Annotated in this window: 17 protein-coding genes; 13 read left to right on the plus strand and 4 right to left on the minus strand. The window is 32.8% G+C overall.

Going from position 1 to position 18,100, the window contains the following annotated elements; translation table 11 throughout:
• Window positions 1-118 precede the first annotated feature (118 nt).
• Window positions 119-1,465 (minus strand): RIP metalloprotease RseP, encoded by a 1,347-nt coding sequence (gene rseP / locus AABL81_RS09450; RefSeq protein ID WP_341340891.1) that lies wholly within the window; start codon window positions 1,463-1,465, stop codon window positions 119-121.
• Between the two features lie 269 nt (window positions 1,466-1,734).
• On the opposite strand from rseP, the gene serS reads away from it, so the two are divergent.
• The 5 genes from serS to AABL81_RS09475 all read left to right on the plus strand — a co-directional run bounded on the left by serS (window position 1,735) and on the right by AABL81_RS09475 (window position 6,537).
• On the plus strand, window positions 1,735-3,006 hold the full coding sequence (gene serS, locus AABL81_RS09455) for a serine--tRNA ligase (protein WP_158209838.1): 1,272 nt from the start codon (window positions 1,735-1,737) through the stop codon (window positions 3,004-3,006).
• A 106-nt stretch (window positions 3,007-3,112) separates the two neighbouring features.
• Window positions 3,113-3,424: a DUF4286 family protein gene (locus AABL81_RS09460; protein WP_158209837.1), complete on the plus strand. Its 312-nt coding sequence runs from the start codon at window positions 3,113-3,115 to the stop codon at window positions 3,422-3,424.
• A gap of 10 nt (window positions 3,425-3,434) precedes the next feature.
• Complete coding sequence (gene rsmA, locus AABL81_RS09465; RefSeq protein ID WP_158209836.1) at window positions 3,435-4,214, plus strand: 16S rRNA (adenine(1518)-N(6)/adenine(1519)-N(6))-dimethyltransferase RsmA; 780 nt, start codon at window positions 3,435-3,437, stop codon at window positions 4,212-4,214.
• A complete protein-coding gene (gene mgtE / locus AABL81_RS09470; protein WP_158209835.1) occupies window positions 4,204-5,556 on the plus strand; it encodes a magnesium transporter in 1,353 nt (450 codons plus the stop codon). The genes rsmA and mgtE overlap by 11 nt, the downstream gene beginning before the upstream one ends.
• A 33-nt stretch (window positions 5,557-5,589) precedes the next feature.
• Window positions 5,590-6,537, plus strand: coding sequence for a 2-hydroxyacid dehydrogenase (locus tag AABL81_RS09475; protein WP_158209834.1), 948 nt, complete (start codon window positions 5,590-5,592; stop codon window positions 6,535-6,537).
• A 119-nt stretch (window positions 6,538-6,656) separates the two neighbouring features.
• Here the strand turns inward: AABL81_RS09475 and AABL81_RS09480 are convergent, their stop codons facing one another.
• Window positions 6,657-8,483, minus strand: coding sequence for a GNAT family N-acyltransferase (locus AABL81_RS09480; protein ID WP_158209833.1), 1,827 nt, complete (start codon window positions 8,481-8,483; stop codon window positions 6,657-6,659).
• Between the two features lie 190 nt (window positions 8,484-8,673).
• On the opposite strand from AABL81_RS09480, the gene AABL81_RS09485 reads away from it, so the two are divergent.
• From AABL81_RS09485 to AABL81_RS09495, 3 genes are all read left to right on the plus strand, one after another.
• Window positions 8,674-9,438, plus strand: a complete 765-nt coding sequence (locus AABL81_RS09485; RefSeq protein WP_158209832.1) for an exodeoxyribonuclease III — start codon at window positions 8,674-8,676, stop codon at window positions 9,436-9,438.
• A gap of 25 nt (window positions 9,439-9,463) precedes the next feature.
• Window positions 9,464-10,369, plus strand: a complete 906-nt coding sequence (locus AABL81_RS09490; RefSeq protein ID WP_158209831.1) for an OmpA/MotB family protein — start codon at window positions 9,464-9,466, stop codon at window positions 10,367-10,369.
• 180 nt (window positions 10,370-10,549) lie between these two features.
• Window positions 10,550-11,881, plus strand: a complete 1,332-nt coding sequence (locus AABL81_RS09495; protein WP_341340892.1) for a mechanosensitive ion channel family protein — start codon at window positions 10,550-10,552, stop codon at window positions 11,879-11,881.
• 40 nt (window positions 11,882-11,921) lie between these two features.
• Here AABL81_RS09495 and xseB read toward each other — a convergent pair whose 3' ends face one another.
• Window positions 11,922-12,116, minus strand: coding sequence for an exodeoxyribonuclease VII small subunit (xseB, locus tag AABL81_RS09500; RefSeq protein WP_090404810.1), 195 nt, complete (start codon window positions 12,114-12,116; stop codon window positions 11,922-11,924).
• Window positions 12,083-13,564, minus strand: coding sequence for an exodeoxyribonuclease VII large subunit (gene xseA / locus AABL81_RS09505; RefSeq protein ID WP_341340893.1), 1,482 nt, complete (start codon window positions 13,562-13,564; stop codon window positions 12,083-12,085). Before xseA ends, xseB begins: the two co-directional genes overlap by 34 nt.
• Window positions 13,565-13,923: 359 nt before the next feature.
• Between xseA and dut the strand changes: the two genes are divergently transcribed.
• From dut to AABL81_RS09530, 5 genes are all read left to right on the plus strand, one after another.
• Entirely contained in the window at window positions 13,924-14,361 is a 438-nt protein-coding gene (gene dut, locus AABL81_RS09510) for a dUTP diphosphatase (protein WP_341340894.1), read from the plus strand.
• Between the two features lie 27 nt (window positions 14,362-14,388).
• Complete coding sequence (locus tag AABL81_RS09515) at window positions 14,389-15,399, plus strand: sugar phosphate nucleotidyltransferase (protein WP_341340895.1); 1,011 nt, start codon at window positions 14,389-14,391, stop codon at window positions 15,397-15,399.
• An 87-nt stretch (window positions 15,400-15,486) separates the two neighbouring features.
• The gene (locus tag AABL81_RS09520; protein WP_158209826.1) at window positions 15,487-16,266 is read left to right on the plus strand and encodes a DUF4292 domain-containing protein; all 780 of its coding nucleotides are present in this window, start codon (window positions 15,487-15,489) and stop codon (window positions 16,264-16,266) included.
• Window positions 16,267-16,295: 29 nt separating this feature from the next.
• Entirely contained in the window at window positions 16,296-17,552 is a 1,257-nt protein-coding gene (locus AABL81_RS09525) for a murein hydrolase activator EnvC family protein (protein WP_158209825.1), read from the plus strand.
• 7 nt (window positions 17,553-17,559) lie between these two features.
• Complete coding sequence (locus AABL81_RS09530; RefSeq protein WP_158209824.1) at window positions 17,560-18,093, plus strand: 3-hydroxyanthranilate 3,4-dioxygenase; 534 nt, start codon at window positions 17,560-17,562, stop codon at window positions 18,091-18,093.
• Window positions 18,094-18,100 lie beyond the last annotated feature (7 nt).

An 18,100-nucleotide genomic window follows, 5' to 3' on the forward strand; every position in this document is an offset into this window, starting at 1 on the left:
TCAGATGCTCTAACCAACTGAGCTAAGGAGGAAGGTTATTTTCTACCTTTATTGCGATGCAAAGATATAATGTTTTTCTAATCTTGCAAACACAAATACCTTTTTTTTTATTTTTTTATTACTTCACAAATATTGCCTTATAAATATCATTCCCATTAGCAAACAGAAGTAACCCTATAAGTATAAAGAAACCAACCATTTGCGCATTTTCCAAAAACTTATCACTTGGCTTTCTACCTGATATCATTTCGTACAATAAAAATATTACGTGTCCACCATCAAGTGCAGGAATAGGTAATAAGTTCATCACTCCAAGCATAATTGACAACATAGCAGTAATGCTCCAGAAAACTTGCCAGCTCCATACTTGAGGGAAAATATCATAAATAGCCATAAAACCACCTAATCCTTTATAAGCACCTGTTTCAGGTTGAACAATTTTTTTCAATTGAGCAAAATAACTAACAACGCGATCCTTTCCATTTTGCAATCCGACAGGAATCGACTCAATCAACGAATACTTCTCTTGACTGATAGTATAAAGTCCTAATTTCTCCAAGTTATCCAAAGGCAATCCTCCAGCAAACATCACATTCAATTTACCCTCAGTATCAATATCTAAGTTAACTGCAACCTCTTTTCCATCTCTTTCAACAACAGCAGGAACAGTTTTTCCTTTATTCTCATCAAGAACCCCCATCACCATATCAACAAAAGGAGTATCAACACCATTAATACTTTTCACGACATCCTTAGCGACTAACACCTTTTCATTAGCAGAATCTTCAGCAAGTCCCGTTACCACAAAAGGAATACGAAGAGCAACAAAGCCCATTCCTTTACTTTGTGTAACCTGACCTAAAAAATCAGTAGGCAATGTAACAGTCTTATTCACACCTTCTCTCTCAATCTCGATAGAATGTCCTAATAAAACAGCCTCTGGCAAATCATTAAACTTAACAATCTCCTTACCATCCACAGCAAGTATTTTATCACCACTTTGTAATCCAGCATCCTTTAAAATAGGAGACTGTACCCATACCCCATTTTTAATATCTTTATTAGAAATAAAAAGTTCTCCATACGTATAAGCCATACCTATATATATAATGAAAGCAAGCACAAAGTTTACAAAAACACCACCTAACATTATTATTAATCTTTGCCAAGCCGGTTTAGATCGAAACTCCCAAGGCTGTGGTTCACTTTTCAGCTGTTCAGTATCCATACTTTCGTCCACCATACCAGCAATTTTTACATAACCTCCAAGAGGCAGCCATCCAATACCATAAACTGTGTCCCCAATTTTCTTTTTAAACAAGGAGAACTTTACATCGAAAAACAAGTAAAACTTCTCAACACGAGTTTTAAAAAGTTTAGCAGGAATAAAGTGACCTAACTCATGCAAAATAATTAATAGCGACAAGCTCAATAAGAATTGAGATAATTTAATAAGTATATCCATTTCGTTTTATTACAATCTTATAAATAAGGAACAAAAATAACTGATTACTTTCAGTATTTCACTTTTTTTTTGAACAAGGAGTCTATTTCCCCTATTCTTCACATGAAAAAACAAATTTCAATCTATAAAAACAACAACATATAGTCATTAAAAAGTAAATAACAGCTAATATCACATTCAAAAAAGAGAAAAATACAACCAACGAACAGAAAATAAGCTATAATAGAAAACTATTTTCTAACTTTGCTCTATCAATTAATATTTATAATATGTTACAGATAGCTTTTATTAGAGAAAATCAAGAGAAAGTGGTTAAAGGCTTAGCCAAAAGAAATCTTGATGTTGCAGATTTGCTAAACGAAGTGTTGGAATTAGATGAAAAAAGAAGAAGCACACAAGTTGAATTAGACAATGTATTAGCAGAATCTAACAAGCTATCCAAAAGCATCGGTGAGTTGATGAAAAGTGGTGAGAAAGCGAAAGCAGAAATCATTAAAGAGAAAACATCAAACTTACGTGAGCAAAGCAAACAATTAACTGAAGAATTAAACAATATTTCTGCAGACTTAACAGAGAAGTTATACACTTTACCTAACGTACCAGCAGACATTGTTCCTCCAGGAAAAGATGCAGACGATAACTTGAATGTATTCCAAGCAGGAGAAGTACCAACATTACATGAAGGCGCATTACCACACTGGGAATTAGCAAAAAAATACGATATTATCGATTTCGAATTAGGTAATAAAATTACTGGAGCAGGATTCCCTGTATATAAAGGTAAAGGAGCACGTTTACAAAGAGCGTTAATCTCTTACTTTTTAGACAAGAATACAGCAGCAGGATACAAAGAATACCAAGTACCTCATTTAATCAATGAGGCATCAGGATATGGAACAGGGCAATTGCCAGACAAAGAAGGGCAAATGTATCACTCTACAGTAGATGATTTATACTTAATCCCAACTGCAGAAGTTCCTGTAACAAACATCTTCCGTGATGTAATCTTACAAGAAAGCGAATTACCAATTCAATGTACAGCATACACACCATGTTTCCGTAGAGAAGCAGGTTCATATGGAGCACACGTTAGAGGTTTAAACCGTTTACACCAATTTGACAAAGTAGAGATTGTAAGAATTGAACGTCCAGAGAATTCATATATCGCATTAGACGGAATGGTTGAGCACGTTAAAGGAATTTTAGACGAATTAAAATTACCATACAGAATCTTAAGATTATGTGGTGGAGATATGGGATTCACTTCTTCATTAACATATGACTTTGAAGTATTCTCTACAGCACAAGACAGATGGTTAGAGATTAGTTCAGTTTCAAACTTTGAGACATTCCAAGCTAACAGATTAAAATTACGTTTTAAAGACAAAGAAGGTAAAAATCAATTAGCACATACATTAAACGGAAGCTCATTAGCTTTACCACGTGTATTAGCAGGAATACTTGAAAACTATCAAACACCAGAAGGAATTGTAATACCAGAAGCATTACGTCCTTATACAGGATTTGATATTATCGACTAAATAAAACAAATACAATAACTAAAAAAGCACCAAATCCGAAAAAAGACATTTGGTGCTTTTTTTATCTTTGCACAGCAAATCTTTACTTAATTCAAAACGAAGAGCGATGATTATATACAATGTTACGGTTAACATACACGAGAGTGCCCATGATACATGGATGAAATGGATTAACAACACTTATATACCAGGAATACTTGCAACAGGCAAATTTGACAAAGCAAGAATGGTAAAAGTCTTGATTGAAGAAGAAATGGGAGGACAAACATACTCTCTTCAATTTGAAACCCAAAGTAAAGAACTATTAGAACAGTTTTACAAAGAAGACTTTGATCGCTTTGAAAATGAGTCAAGAAAGTTATTTGGTGAGTTAATGCTTACCTTTAAAACAGAATTAGAATTAATCCGTGAATATTAACAACAAGTAGATGGATAAAGTAAGAGCAAAAAAACACTTAGGTCAACATTTTTTAACAGACGAAAGTGTAGCTAAACGCATAGCAGATACGTTAACCTTAGAAGGATATAAGAAAGTATTAGAAATCGGTCCAGGAATGGGAGTATTAACAAAATACATCTTAGACAAGCCTACAGAAACCTTTGTTGTTGAAATTGACACAGAATCAGTAGACTATTTACACCAACATTATCCGAAATTAAGAGACCACATTTTCGCACAAGACTTTTTAAAGTTCGATATAACAACTGCATTCAAACAAGAGCCTTTTGCAGTAATTGGAAACTTCCCTTACAATATATCAACTCAAATTGTATTTAGAGCCTTAGAGTTACGCGATTACGTTCCAGAATTTTCAGGTATGTTCCAAAAAGAAGTAGCTGAAAGAATCTGTGAGAAAAAAGGAAGCAAAGCCTACGGAATTTTATCTGTGTTAACCCAAGCATTCTATGAAGTAGAGTATTTATTTACTGTTTCAGAACACGTATTCAATCCACCACCAAAAGTTAAGTCAGGTGTGATGCGTATGAGACGTAAAGAAAACTACAGCTTACCATGTAACGAAAAGCTATTTTTCAACGTAGTAAAAACAGCCTTCAATCAAAGAAGAAAAACATTAAGAAACAGTCTAAAGAGTTTCAATTTACCTGAAGAGATCAGAGAACAAGAGATATTCAACCTAAGACCAGAGCAATTAGGTTACGAACAATTTATAGAAATTACACAAAAAATAGAAGCCAATGGAGTTTAAAATCAGTAAAGAATCTATCCAACAATTTGAAGATTTAATTGCTGATAATAATGAAAAGGAGCTTCTTCATATCCTAAAAGATATTCACTATGCAGATATAGCAGAAATAATGAATGAGCTTTCTACTGAGGAAGCCATTTATATTTTTGACATTTTAGACAGTGAAGTAACTGCAGAGATATTATTAGAATTAGATGAAGACGTACGTGAAAAAATATTAAAATCCCTTTCACCAAAAGAAATTGCAGAAGAATTAGACGAATTAGACACAGATGACGCTGCAGATATTATTTCAGAATTATCAGAAGATAGAAAAGAAGAAGTTCTTTCCGAGTTAGAAGATTTAGAACACGCAAAAGACATTGTAGAGTTATTACGCTACGATGAAGATACAGCAGGAGGATTAATGGCCAAAGAGTTTGTATCTGTAAATGAAAACTGGTCAGTTCTAACTTGTGTAAAAGAAATGCGTAAACAAGCAGAACATGTTTCACGCGTACACTCAATTTATGTATTAGATAATGAAGGGCGTTTAAAAGGACGTTTATCATTAAAAGATTTACTTACTACATCAACAACCACACATATTAGTGATGTCTATATTAGAAATGTAGATTCTGTAAAAGTAGACACAAAAGATGTTGAAGTAGCACGTATTATGCAAAAATATGACTTAGAAGCCATACCCGTAGTAGATGAAATGGGTCGTTTAGTAGGTCGTATTACCATAGATGATATTGTTGACGTAATCAAAGAAGAGGCAGATAAAGATTACCAATTAGCTGCAGGTATCTCACAAGACGTAGAAGCAAACGATAGTATTCTAACCCTTACACGAGCACGATTACCTTGGTTAATCTTAGCTATGATCGGAGGATTTGTAGCTGTAAATGTATCCCGAAGCTTTGAAGGAGCGATGGAGAAATTTGGTGTACTATTCTTTTTCACTCCATTAATTGCAGCAATGGCAGGAAACGTAGGAGTTCAATCCTCTGCAATTATAGTACAAGGATTAGCAAATAACAGTATTACAGGTTCAATTTGGAAACGTCTTGGAAAAGAAGTTACTTTAAGTTTACTAAATGGGTTTTTACTTGCTATACTTATGATGATTGGTAGTCACTTCTTATTAGGAGTAGATTATATAATAGGTATTACAGTTTCAATAGCCCTAATTAGTGTTATTATAATCGCAAGTTTAATCGGAACGTTTGTTCCCATTTTCTTAAACAAATACGGTATTGACCCCGCTTTAGCGACAGGTCCATTTATCACAACCAGCAATGATATCTTTGGAATTTTAATTTACTTTTCAATAGCAAAAGCTATATTAGGTTTCTAAAATCTCTAAACAATATCCACAAAATCTAATCAAATGAATACAAGAAAAGTTTTACATATTGACAGTAACCACCCGTTAATGATAGAGCAATTAGCTCAAATGGGATATGAAAATGTAGAAAACTATACTTCTACAAAAGAAGAAATAGAACAAACTATTTCCGAATATGAAGGTGTAATCATTAGAAGTAGGTTTAAAATAGACAAAACCTTTTTAGACTCTGCCACTAATTTAAAATTTATTGGTCGTGTTGGTGCAGGATTAGAAAACATTGAGTGCGACTATGCTACTACAAAAGGAATAGCACTAATTGCTGCTCCGGAAGGAAATAGAACAGCCGTTGGAGAACACGCTTTAGGTATGTTGCTAACCTTAATGAACAAACTAAACTTGGTAGACCAAGAAGTTAGAGAAGGAATTTGGATAAGAGAAGGCAATCGTGGGTATGAAATTGAAGGAAAAACAGTAGGAATTATAGGTTATGGAAATATGGGAAATGCTTTTGCAAAACGCCTACAAGGCTTTGACTGTAAAGTTATTTTCTATGACATCAAAGAAGGCTTAGAAAATCAATTTGCAAAACAAGTAACTTTAGAAGAACTACAAGAACAAGTAGATATTCTAAGTTTACACACCCCACAAACACCAGAGACAATGAATATGATTGATGAACAATTCATCAACCGTTTAAAAAAACCAATCTGGTTTGTCAATACTGCACGAGGTAAGTCTGTAAATACAGCAGCATTAGTCAATGCCCTTAAACAAGGAAAAGTATTAGGAGCCGCATTAGATGTTTTAGAATATGAAAAATCATCTTTCGAAAATATGTTTAGTGACAATACACTTCCTGAACCAATGCAGTACTTAGTACAAGCTAAAAATGTATTACTATCACCTCATATTGCAGGTTGGACTATTGAAAGCAAAGAAAAATTAGCACAAGTAATCATTGACAAAATAAAATTACTAAACAACTAATGTCACCCCTATAAAACAATATCGCTTTACGCACTATAAAATTAGGTAACACATTAAAATACAAAAAGAGGGATTATCAAATTGATAATCCCTCTTTTTGTATTTATAGTTCCGTCAGATTACTCTTCCGTTTTATTATTCTCTTCCTGAATTTTCTTTTCCAATTCAGCAGCAAACTCCTCCATTACAGGTTTAACAGTGCTCTCTGGTAAATCAGCAATTTTAATATACATTAATCCATCAATTGCATTATTAAACAAAGGGTCCACATTAAACGCAACTACCTTAGCATTTTGTTTAATATATTTTTTAATCAAAACAGGTAATCTCAATTTTCCAGGCTCAACATCTTCAATGATTTTATCAAATTTATTCAAATCCGAATCCGTTTCACTAAAGATTAAATCCTTTTCACTATCCTTTAAGTTCACTTTATACTCCATTTTAGGAGTAATATATTGTGCAATATAAGGATCAAAATAATGAGAACGCATAAACTCAATCATCAATGACTTAGAGAAATCAGAAAACTGATTACTAATACTCACCCCACCAATCAAGTACTTATGCTCAGGAAAACGTAAAGTTGTATGTACAATTCCTTTCCACAATAAAAACAGAGGCATTGGCTTTTGCTGATACTCTTTTATAATAAAAGCCCTACCCATTTCAATAGACTGAGAAAGCATTGGATACAACTCAGACTCAAAACGGAATAACTCATTCAAATAAAAACCATTAATACCATGTTTTTTATAAATCTCAGACCCCAATCCCATACGATAAGCTCCACAAATTTCATTTGCATCATTATCCCATAAGAACATATGGTGATAATAGTTATCATATTGATCTAAATCTGATTCATTATTTGTTCCTTCACCTACTTGGCGGAAAGTTATTTCTCTTAAACGACCTATTTCCTGTAGAATACACGGGATTTTCTCAGATTTACACAAGAAAACCTCATAGTTTTTACTTTGGAGAAGACGAGAATCATTTTCTCTCAGTGCTTCAATTTCTTCTAAGATCTTTTCCTTTGGTTGTGGTTCAATAATATCCTTAACCACTTTCGGAAATTTAAAATTAAAAGAAGGCACTTTAATTCTCTTTCTACTATCCTCATCCTTATAAGCATTCGATAATAAATACGTTTTAAAACGCAAGAAATTACCATAATCATTTAGATCATAATGCTCATTCTGTTCCTCAACAGAGATAGGACGTCCAATTCTAATCTTAATTACTCTATTCTTCTGAGTCAATAATTCAGAAGGCAACTTTGCAGTACGCAATGTTGGATTAATTTTCGATAAGAAATAGAATAATTTACTATTCGTTGCATGAAAGTAAATAGGCACAACAGGAACATTTGCCTTTTTAATTAATTTAATTGCCCCTTCTTCCCAAGGTTTATCAACAACAAGTCTATCATCTTGGTAAGTAGAAACCTCCCCAGCAGGGAAAATTCCTAAAGGCTTGCCATCACTAAGGTGGCGTAAAGTATCTTTTAACCCTACTACACTTGACTTTATATCCTTATTATTTTCAAAAGGATTGACAGGCATAATATAAGGTTTCAATGGTTCAATTCTATGCAATAAAAAGTTAGCAACAATCTTAAAATTAGGATCGTGCTCTTGCATTAATTTCAACAATAAAATACCATCAATACCACCCAATGGGTGATTTGATATCGTAATATAAGGCCCTTTTTTAGGCAATCTTTTTAGTTCATCTGGATCAATTTCAAATTCGATTTGAAACTCTTCTAAAATAGCATTTAAAAAATCAAGGTTTTCTAAGTGCTTATTGCGGTCGTAAATTTTATTTAACGTTGTGATTTTCAGAGCCTTCATCAAAAGCCATCCTGAAAATGTGCCTAAAACACCATATTTATCTACGTTAATTGCCTTTGCTACTTCTTTCGCCGTTACTAACCCCATTAATATTCAAAATTAAGTAATACAAATATACTAAAAACTTCAGCTAATCTGTTTTATTTTAATAAAGACAACTTATAAAAAACAATAATGACTTTATAAAACATTTAAATCTCTGATTAAAACAAAGATAACTTATTAAACAACAAGATATATTTTTTCTATTTTTGACGATTCAAACAATCAATGGAACATGAAGATTATCTCATACAATGTAAATGGAATACGAGCAGCAATAAAAAAAGGATTTATTGACTGGATTCAAGAAGAAAATGCAGATGTAATTTGTTTACAAGAAATCAAAGCTAACGAAAGTCAAATACCAACAGAAGAATTAGCGGCGGCAGGTTACCCATACCAATATTATTTTTCAGCTCAAAAAGCAGGATATAGTGGAGTTGCGGTTTTGTGTAAAGAAAAACCGAACAATGTAGCCTACGGAACAGGTATTGAGTATATGGACTCAGAAGGTCGCAATCTACGCGTAGATTTTGATACCGTATCTGTTATGTCGTTATACTTACCTTCTGCCTCAAATATTGAACGTTTAGACTTTAAATATCAATATATGGATGACTTCTTTACTTATATAAATGAATTAAGAAAAGAACTTCCAAATCTTGTCATTTGTGGTGATTACAATATATGTCACGAAGCAATTGACATTCACGATCCTGTAAGAAATGCAAAAGTATCAGGATTCTTACCTGAAGAAAGAGCTTGGATAGGTAAATTTATAGAAAACGGATTCATTGATAGTTTCCGTATGTTTAACAAAGAACCACACAACTATAGTTGGTGGACATACAGAGCAAACGCAAGAAACAACAATAAAGGTTGGCGTATTGATTATAATATGGTATCTGCCCCCCTTGAAGACCGTATTACAGCTGCTCGCATCTTACCAGATGTAAAACACTCTGACCACTGCCCTATTGTTGTAGAGCTAAAGTCATAAACAACAAATAAAAACAAACTACAATATGATATTACGTAAAATCGCCCTAAGCATATTAGCTGTAACAATGCTTTCATCTTGTGTAACAAGAAGATTATACAATGAACTTGATGCTCAATATCAAGATGCATTAAAAGATAACGAGCGTTTAAGTTCAGACCTTGACTTGTTAAACACATCAAATACAGACTTAGAACAAATCAAGAAACAATTAGCAGACCAGTTGCGTGAATTGCAACAAGAACGCAATAATCTAAATGCTGAAATTTCTGCAGCACAAAACAAGCTAAAAGATTTAGAAAACTCTTATTCTAATTTAGAAAAACACAGTGCTGAAACATTAAAAGCAGAAGCAGCAAGATTAGCAAGTGCTAAATCAGAATTAGAAGAAAAAGCAAAACGCGTTGCTGAATTAGAAAGTATCTTAGCAAATAATGACAAGCAGATGAGAGCTTTAAAAGATAATTTATCTAAAGCTTTAAATGCCTTTGAAGGACGTGGACTTACAATCGAACAAAAAAATGGTAAAGTTTACGTTTCTATGGAAAACAAGTTATTGTTTAAATCAGGTAGTTGGACAGTAAACAACGAAGGAAACGAAGCAGTAGTAGAATTAGGAAAAGTATTAGCTGACAATCCAGACATTACAGTTTTAATTGAAGGACATACCGATAACGATAAAATCTTAGGTAACTTAGGAGATGGTGTAACAACCAACTGGGATCTATCAACTAAAAGATCATTAGCTATTGTATCAATTCTTGAAAAAACAGCAGGAATAGACAAAAAGAACCTTACTGCAGCAGGAAGAAGTGAATTTGCACCTATTGCAGACAATAAAACAGCTGAAGGAAAAGCGAAAAACAGACGAATTGAAGTTATCTTAACTCCAAACTTAGATAAAATCAATGCAATGCTTAACCAAATATAAGCCTCAGCTATAAAATATCAGTAACAAAAAGGGATTAAGGAAACTTAGTCCCTTTTTTTTGTCTAATCTCAAAACATTTGCATTTTATTAGAAATAAAAACAGATAAAAACCATTAAACTTGCAATAGCGGTTTATAATGCTATATTATAATACCTTAATTACAAAAACTATTAACACGAATGAGTATACTTCACTTAGTACCCCATATAAATAACATTGTAGACCCTTCTGATTTTAATGGTCTATACAATTGGTTTTTTAATCTTTTAGACTTTCTGCAGCTATCTGAGTATGAAACTCACGTTGCTACAGCAGTGTTACTATTAGTAACCTTTACAATATGTATGCTTATTTTAGATTACATTCTAAAAAACATATTCATTGTACTCGTAAAAAGTTTCGCTATAAAAAGTAAAACGAACTTTGACGATATATTAGTAGAGAACAAAGTATTTCACAATATCACCCATTTAATTCCGATTGCACTTGCAAAGATTCTATTCCCTATCTTTTTTAAGGGCTTTCCTAATTTAACGAGTTTTACCATCTCTCTGACTAATATATTAGTGGTGGTTGCTATAACATTCTTATTCCGATCTATTATACGTAGTATTAGAGATTACTCTAAAACAAAACCTAAATTAGCAGACAAGCCTGTCGATAGTTATTCTCAAGTAGCTACCATTGTAGTATATACCTTTGCATTCATCTTTATATTTTCGACAATAACCGGAGTTAAATTAGGTACTTTCTTTGCCTCTTTAGGAGCCGCATCAGCCATTTTAATGTTGATTTTTAAAGATACTATTATGGGGTTTGTTGCCAGCATACAAGTATCTACCAATGATATGGTACGCGTGGGAGACTGGATTGAGATGGCGAAATTTGGAGCAGACGGAACAGTTTTAGAGATAAACTTAAGTACCGTAAAAGTTCAAAATTTTGATAAAACCATTACTACAATTCCAACCTATCTTTTAATCAGTGATTCATTTAAGAATTACCGAGGTATGCAAAACTCAGGAGGAAGAAGAATAAAACGTAGTATTAATATCAAAATGTCTTCAATTCGTTTTTTAGAAAAACACGAGATTGAGAATTTAAAAAAGATACAACTATTAGCACCTTATATTGAAGAACGTCAAAAAGAAATAGACGAATATAATGAGAAAACACAAGCAGACCAGTCGATGCCAGTCAATGGAAGAAAAATGACTAATATTGGACTTTTCAGAGCCTATGTATTGCGTTATGCTCAACAAAACCCAAACATTCACAAAGAGTTTTACTTAATGGTAAGGCATCTACAACCAACAGAACACGGATTACCATTAGAGTTGTATATGTTTACCAATAGTACATTATGGGTATTCTATGAAAATGTAATGGCAGACTTATTTGACCACGTATTAGCATCCGTTGATTACTTCCATTTAGAAATATTTGAACTCCCTTCATCCGATGATGTAAGGCAGTTTATCAGTAATAGTACTACTGAACAACATAAATAAACAAAAAAGAGGACTTTGTATTGTACAAAGTCCTCTTCATTTATAAACCTAATCGTTCTATAATACCTTCCACTTGTTTTTCCGTTGAATTCAATTTTTCTTTACAGAAAACAATTAATTTAGAAGCTCTTTCAACCTTTTGAGCAAGCTCATCAACAGTAACTTCATCATTCTTTAAATCTTCTAAAATCTCTTCAAGCTCTAAAGCTGCGCTTTCATAAGTAAGTTGTTCCATAATACTACCTCTTTAATACTTCCTAAAGTAATTATATATATTTTATTAAAAACCATAACCTCTAACTCATCACCTTCTTTCATTTCAGTATTATAGTTTATTGTTTTTCCGTTCAATCTAACAATCGAAAATCCCTTTTTCAAGATTGTCTCTAAATCATAAAGCTGAGGAATTTCTTCCAACGCATTAATTCTAATTTTTTCACGTCTTAAAAAACCATTCACGTGATAGCCCAATTTTTCTTGTAAAACAGCCAATGTATGCTTTTGAGTATCTAACATTTGTTCACCTAAAAAAGAAATAATCCTCCCCTTCTCTTTCAAAACCTGGTTCTGTTTTGTAAGAATTGTTTTAGGTCGAAACACAATTGCTTGCTTACTTATTTCCAAGAAAGACTCTTCTTTAGCCATTCTCTTTTTTACTTCACTAATCAACCGATTAGAAACCAAGTGAAGTTCTCCCCTTTTCAAACGAGTAATCGCAAGTGATTTAGATTTAATTTCCTTATCTGTCACATCAACAAAATGCCTATTCATAGTAACTTGTTGTCTGTACAGCTGCATAATACCATCATAGGTACGAGAAATATTCACATCAAAATGGTATGCTTTTTCTACAATAAACGCAGCCACTGCACTCGGTGCTTTAAAAAACCTATTTGCTACGAAATCTGCCACAGTACTATCTGTTTCATGACCAATTCCCGTTAAAACAGGCATATTCATCTTAGCAATCGTTTCAGCTAAAGCGTAATTATTAAACACATCTAAATCCAAAGCAGCCCCTCCGCCTCTTATAACAACAACTGCATCACACTCTAAATCATTTGCTGTTTTCAGTGCTTTAATAATCGACACATAAGCAAACTCACCTTGTACCTGACAATCTATCGCTGTAACGTGAAAGACATAGCCATACTCATTTTTAGTCAATTGATTCACAAAATCAGCATGTCCTGCTGTTCGTTCAGAGCTAATCAATGCTATTTTCTGAATAACCTTTGGTAAGTGGAATCGTGCATTTAGATCCAACAAACCATTTTCCTTCAGTTTCTTTAAATTCTCCTGCTTAATACGTTCAACCTCTCCTAAAGAAAAAGACAAATCAACATCCAATATATTAATAGAAAGTCCGTAAACCGTACTAAAAACAATCTCACAATAACACAATATTTCAGAGCCATCTTTCAGTATTTCCTTGGCATTTTCGGCTAATCTACTTTTGATATCAACAGCATTCTTTTGCCAAATAGTAGCCCTACATTTAGCCAAAACAACACCATCTTTGTTCTCTACCAAATCTAAATAGATATGTCCTCGTCTATCCTCTTTGATTTGAGATATCTCAACACGAACCCAAAAAGCATTTCCAGCAATAACGTCATCCACAATAGTCTTTACTCTATTTAAGATTGTACTAAGGCTAAAAAACTTTTTTTCTTGATTCATTTGTGCTTTTTCTTATGACTTGAAAACAAAAGTACAATCTTAAATACAATAGCCCTACGATCTATTGTTATAAAAATTAGCAAAATAACAATGATAGCACAGCAACATTTATTCTCCTATTAATCCTAATGCTTCTATATTCATTGTGTATTTTATGTATAGTCAATGTACACTTTTACATAGAAAGTATACATTGACTATACAAGGAGTATACATACACTATACAAACACTCAATTTAAAACCTCTCTAAAATCTGATAACAAAACGACTAAAAAATGTTAATACGTACATCAACAAGCGATAAATTATTTATATACTCATATCTTTTTTATATTTGTTATCTATAAAAAAGACAAGTATGACTACAGTAAAAATCATAAATAAATCTCAACACTCATTGCCAAACTATGAAACTTCACAGTCGGCAGGTATGGATTTAAGAGCAAATTTAACGGAGCCTATTACATTAAATTCTCTTGAAAGAGCAATTGTTCCGACAGGATTATTCATTGAATTACCAGAAGGATATGAAGCTCAAATCAGACCAAGAAGTGGATTAGCAGCTAAAAAAGGTATTACATTATTAAATAGCCCAGGTACGATAGATGCTGATTATAGAGGAGAAATAGGAGTTATTGTAGTAAACCTATCAAAAGAGCCATTTGTAATTGAAAACGGAGAACGTATTGCACAAATGGTTATTTCCAAATTTGAACAAATTCAATGGCAAACAGCAGAAGTTTTAAATGAAACAGAAAGAGGAGCTGGTGGTTTTGGTAGTACAGGAGTAAAATAAGTGAAGTAAATACAAAGAAATTAGAAAATGAAAATAATCGTGCCAATGGCTGGACGTGGTTCACGCTTACGTCCACACACATTAACGGTTCCTAAACCGTTAATTCCAATCGCAGGAAAACCAATTGTACATAGATTAGTAGAAGACATCGCTAAGGTATTAAATGACCAAATTGATGAAATCGCTTTTATCATCCACGAAAGTTTCGGTAAAAAAGTAGAAGAAGATTTAATTGCTATTGCAGAGAAATTAGGTGCAAAAGGAACAATCTGTTACCAAAACGAAGCTTTAGGAACAGCACACGCTATTCTTTGTGCAAAAGAAAGTATGCAAGGACCAATCGTAGTAGCTTATGCTGATACATTATTCAGAGCAGACTTTAACTTAAACAAAGAAGCAGACAGTGTAATTTGGGTAAAACAAGTAGAAGACCCAAGTGCTTTTGGAGTAGTTCAACTGAACGAAAAAAACGAAATTGTTGACTTCGTTGAAAAACCAAAAGAATTTGTTTCTGATTTAGCAATTATCGGTATTTACTACTTCAAAAGCGGAGAAGTTCTACGTAAAGAATTAGAATACTTAATTGACAACAATATCATCAAAGGTGGAGAATACCAACTAACTGATGCTTTAGAAAATATGAAGCAAAAAGGAATGTTATTCGTTCCTGGTAAAGTTGATGAGTGGATGGACTGTGGAAACAAAGATGTAACTGTAGAAACAAATACAAGAATGTTGAATTTCTTAGAAAAAGACAACGAAAACTTTGTAGCAGAAAACATTACAATTGAAAACAGTACAATCATCAGACCTTGTTATATTGGAAATAACGTTGTATTAAAAAATGCAACAGTTGGACCAAACGTTTCTTTAGGAGACAATTCAGTCGTAGAAGATTCAACTATTGAAAATAGTCTTATCCAAACAAACGCAACTATTCGCAATGCGAAATTAGACAATGCTATGATTGGTAACTATGCAAAATATGATGGTAAGCATACCAACATTAGTATAGGAGATTATTCTGTATTAGACTAAAAATATTAAATCCGTTTTAAAGTAATTTAAAACGGATTTTTTTTATCTATCTTGCTTGTCTATAAACAGATTATTCCAAGTGTAGTTATGAAAAAGATAGTATTCACATTTTTGTGCATTTCCCTACTTATTAGTTGTAAAAAAGGCAATTCTGGCTCTTTATTAGATGAAAAAGATGCAACAAACTCAAAAACTGTATTAACGATACTAAACAACCACAACAAAAATAATAACGACTTTACCACATCAGCAATTCGTTCTTCAGCGTCATTCGAATCTGACAAAGAATCACGCAAATTTGGGATGGATATACTAATCGAAAAAGACAAACAAATACTTATTAATGTGCGCTTTTTAGGTTTTCCTGTAGCAAAAGCACTTGTAACACCAGAACAAGTTCAATATTACGAGAAAATCAATGGCGTTTACTTTGAAGGAGATTTTAGTGTTTTAAGCAAATGGGTTGGTACAGAATTAGACTTCAACCGGTTTCAAAACCTTTTATTAGGTCAAGCTATTGATAGCAAAAGTTTCAATAAAAAACTCAATAGTACAATAGAAGATGGTCTTCACAAGTTAGAAGCAGCCGTAGAAGAAGATATTCAATCTGCTTTTTACTTCGAAGATAAAAGTGGTCTATTGAAAAAAGAAGAGATATCAGAAACAGCAAAAAATCGAAGCGTAACTATAAGTTATCCAAGTTATAAAAAGGTAGATAAGTTTACTACACCAACTGAAATTAATATTCTCGCAAGACAAGAAAAAACCATACATTTGAACATCCGTTATGACAATGTTACTTTTAATGAAGATTTAAACTTCAAATACAAAGTACCATCTGGTTATAAGCGAGTTGGACTAAATTAAAAAGATCAAATCACAGAAGTATTCTACAAATGACAAGAGCATATTACATCCTATTTTTCTTATTTACTGTGTTTGCTTGGGGACAAACAAAAGAGACGCAAGAACAATTAGAACGTAAAAAACAGCAAATTTTAGTTGAGATAAAAGTAGTACAAGACCTACTTCAAAAAGAAAAAACTAAGGAACGTAATATTCTTGCTGAAATAGAAGAGCAAAATAGAAAGATAAACCTGAACAGACAATTGATTCAAAATGTTCAGATGCAAATTGCTACAACTAATACTACAATTAGTAAGACACAGAGAGAAGTAGATGCTCTTCAAGCTGAATTAAAAGCATTGAAAGACGATTATGCTAAGATGGTTTTAAAGTCATATAAAACTAAATCGAGCCAAAGTCGTATTATGTTTATTTTATCATCTGACAACTTTGTACAGGCATATAAACGCGTACAATATATGAAGCAATATGCTGACTATAGAAAAGCACAGGGAGAAGAAGTAAAAGAGAAAGCAGAAGAACTAAAAGAGGCTTTAGTAAAACTTGAAGTTCAAAAAGAAAGACAACGAAAACTTTTGGCTGAACAACAAAAAAATGAAAAGAATTTACAACAAGACCTTTTAGAGCAAAAAGACTTGGTAGCAATTGTTCAAAAAGATCAAAAGAAATACAATCAAGACATTAAAAATAAACAAGAGCAAACAAAAGCAATTGACCGCAAAATTAAGCAATTAATTAAAGAGGCAATTGAAGAAGCTAACCGTATTGCTCGTGAAAAAGCTGCAAAAGCAGGTAAAACAACTACTAAATCTACTACAACAAGTAAATCTGCAACAGCATTTGAACTTACACCAGAAGAGAAAATAGTAGCAGATAACTTTAAATCAAATAAAGGTAAATTACCTTGGCCAGTAAGCAAAGGATATATTTCGTTGCCTTATGGAGACCAGCCACACCCAGTACAAACACACCTTACAATTCACAATAGTGGATTAGAGATTACGACAGAGGCTGGTTCAAAAGCAAGAGCTGTATTCCAAGGAGACGTATTACAAGTACAAGTATTACCTGGAGGAAATAAAGCTGTACTTATTCAACACGGGGATTACATTACTGTTTATCAAAACTTAAGTGATGTATCTGTGAAAAAAGGAGATAAAGTAAGCATCAAACAAAACATTGGAACAGTTAACACTAATAGTACTGGAAAAACAGTACTGAAGTTTTTACTTTCACACAATACAGACATCAACAATCCGCAAAGTTGGTTAAGTAGAAGTAATTAATAACGCTATGAGTACAACATCGTCATTTAATATTTTTAAGTGGGTAAAGGAGAATAAATCCTTATTACAACCCCCTGTTGGCAATAAAAATTTATATCCAGAGTCTTCTGACTATATTATTATGGTCGTTGGTGGACCAAATGCACGTAAAGACTTTCATTACAACGAAGCAGAGGAATTCTTCTTTCAATTAGAAGGAACAATCTATATCGATATACAAGAAAATAACGAAAAAAAACGCATTACTTTAAACGAGGGAGATATTTACTTACTCCCTCCTAAAGTACCGCATTCCCCTATCCGAACAGAGAACTCAGTAGGCTTAGTTGTAGAGAAAAAGCGAAAAGCAAAAGGTTCTAAAGATGGACTGATGTGGTATTGTGAGAACTGTAATCACAAGCTATATGAAGTTTACTTTGAGTTAACCAATATAGAAACTGATTTCTTACCACACTTTAAACACTTCTATTCTTCAGAAGAATTGCGTACTTGTGAATGTTGTCATACCGTTATGCCAACTAACCCTAAGTTTACAAAATAGAACTATT

This window comes from Myroides sp. C1519, assembly GCF_038039755.1.
GTDB classification, from domain to species: Bacteria; Bacteroidota; Bacteroidia; order Flavobacteriales; family Flavobacteriaceae; genus Flavobacterium; species Flavobacterium phaeum_A.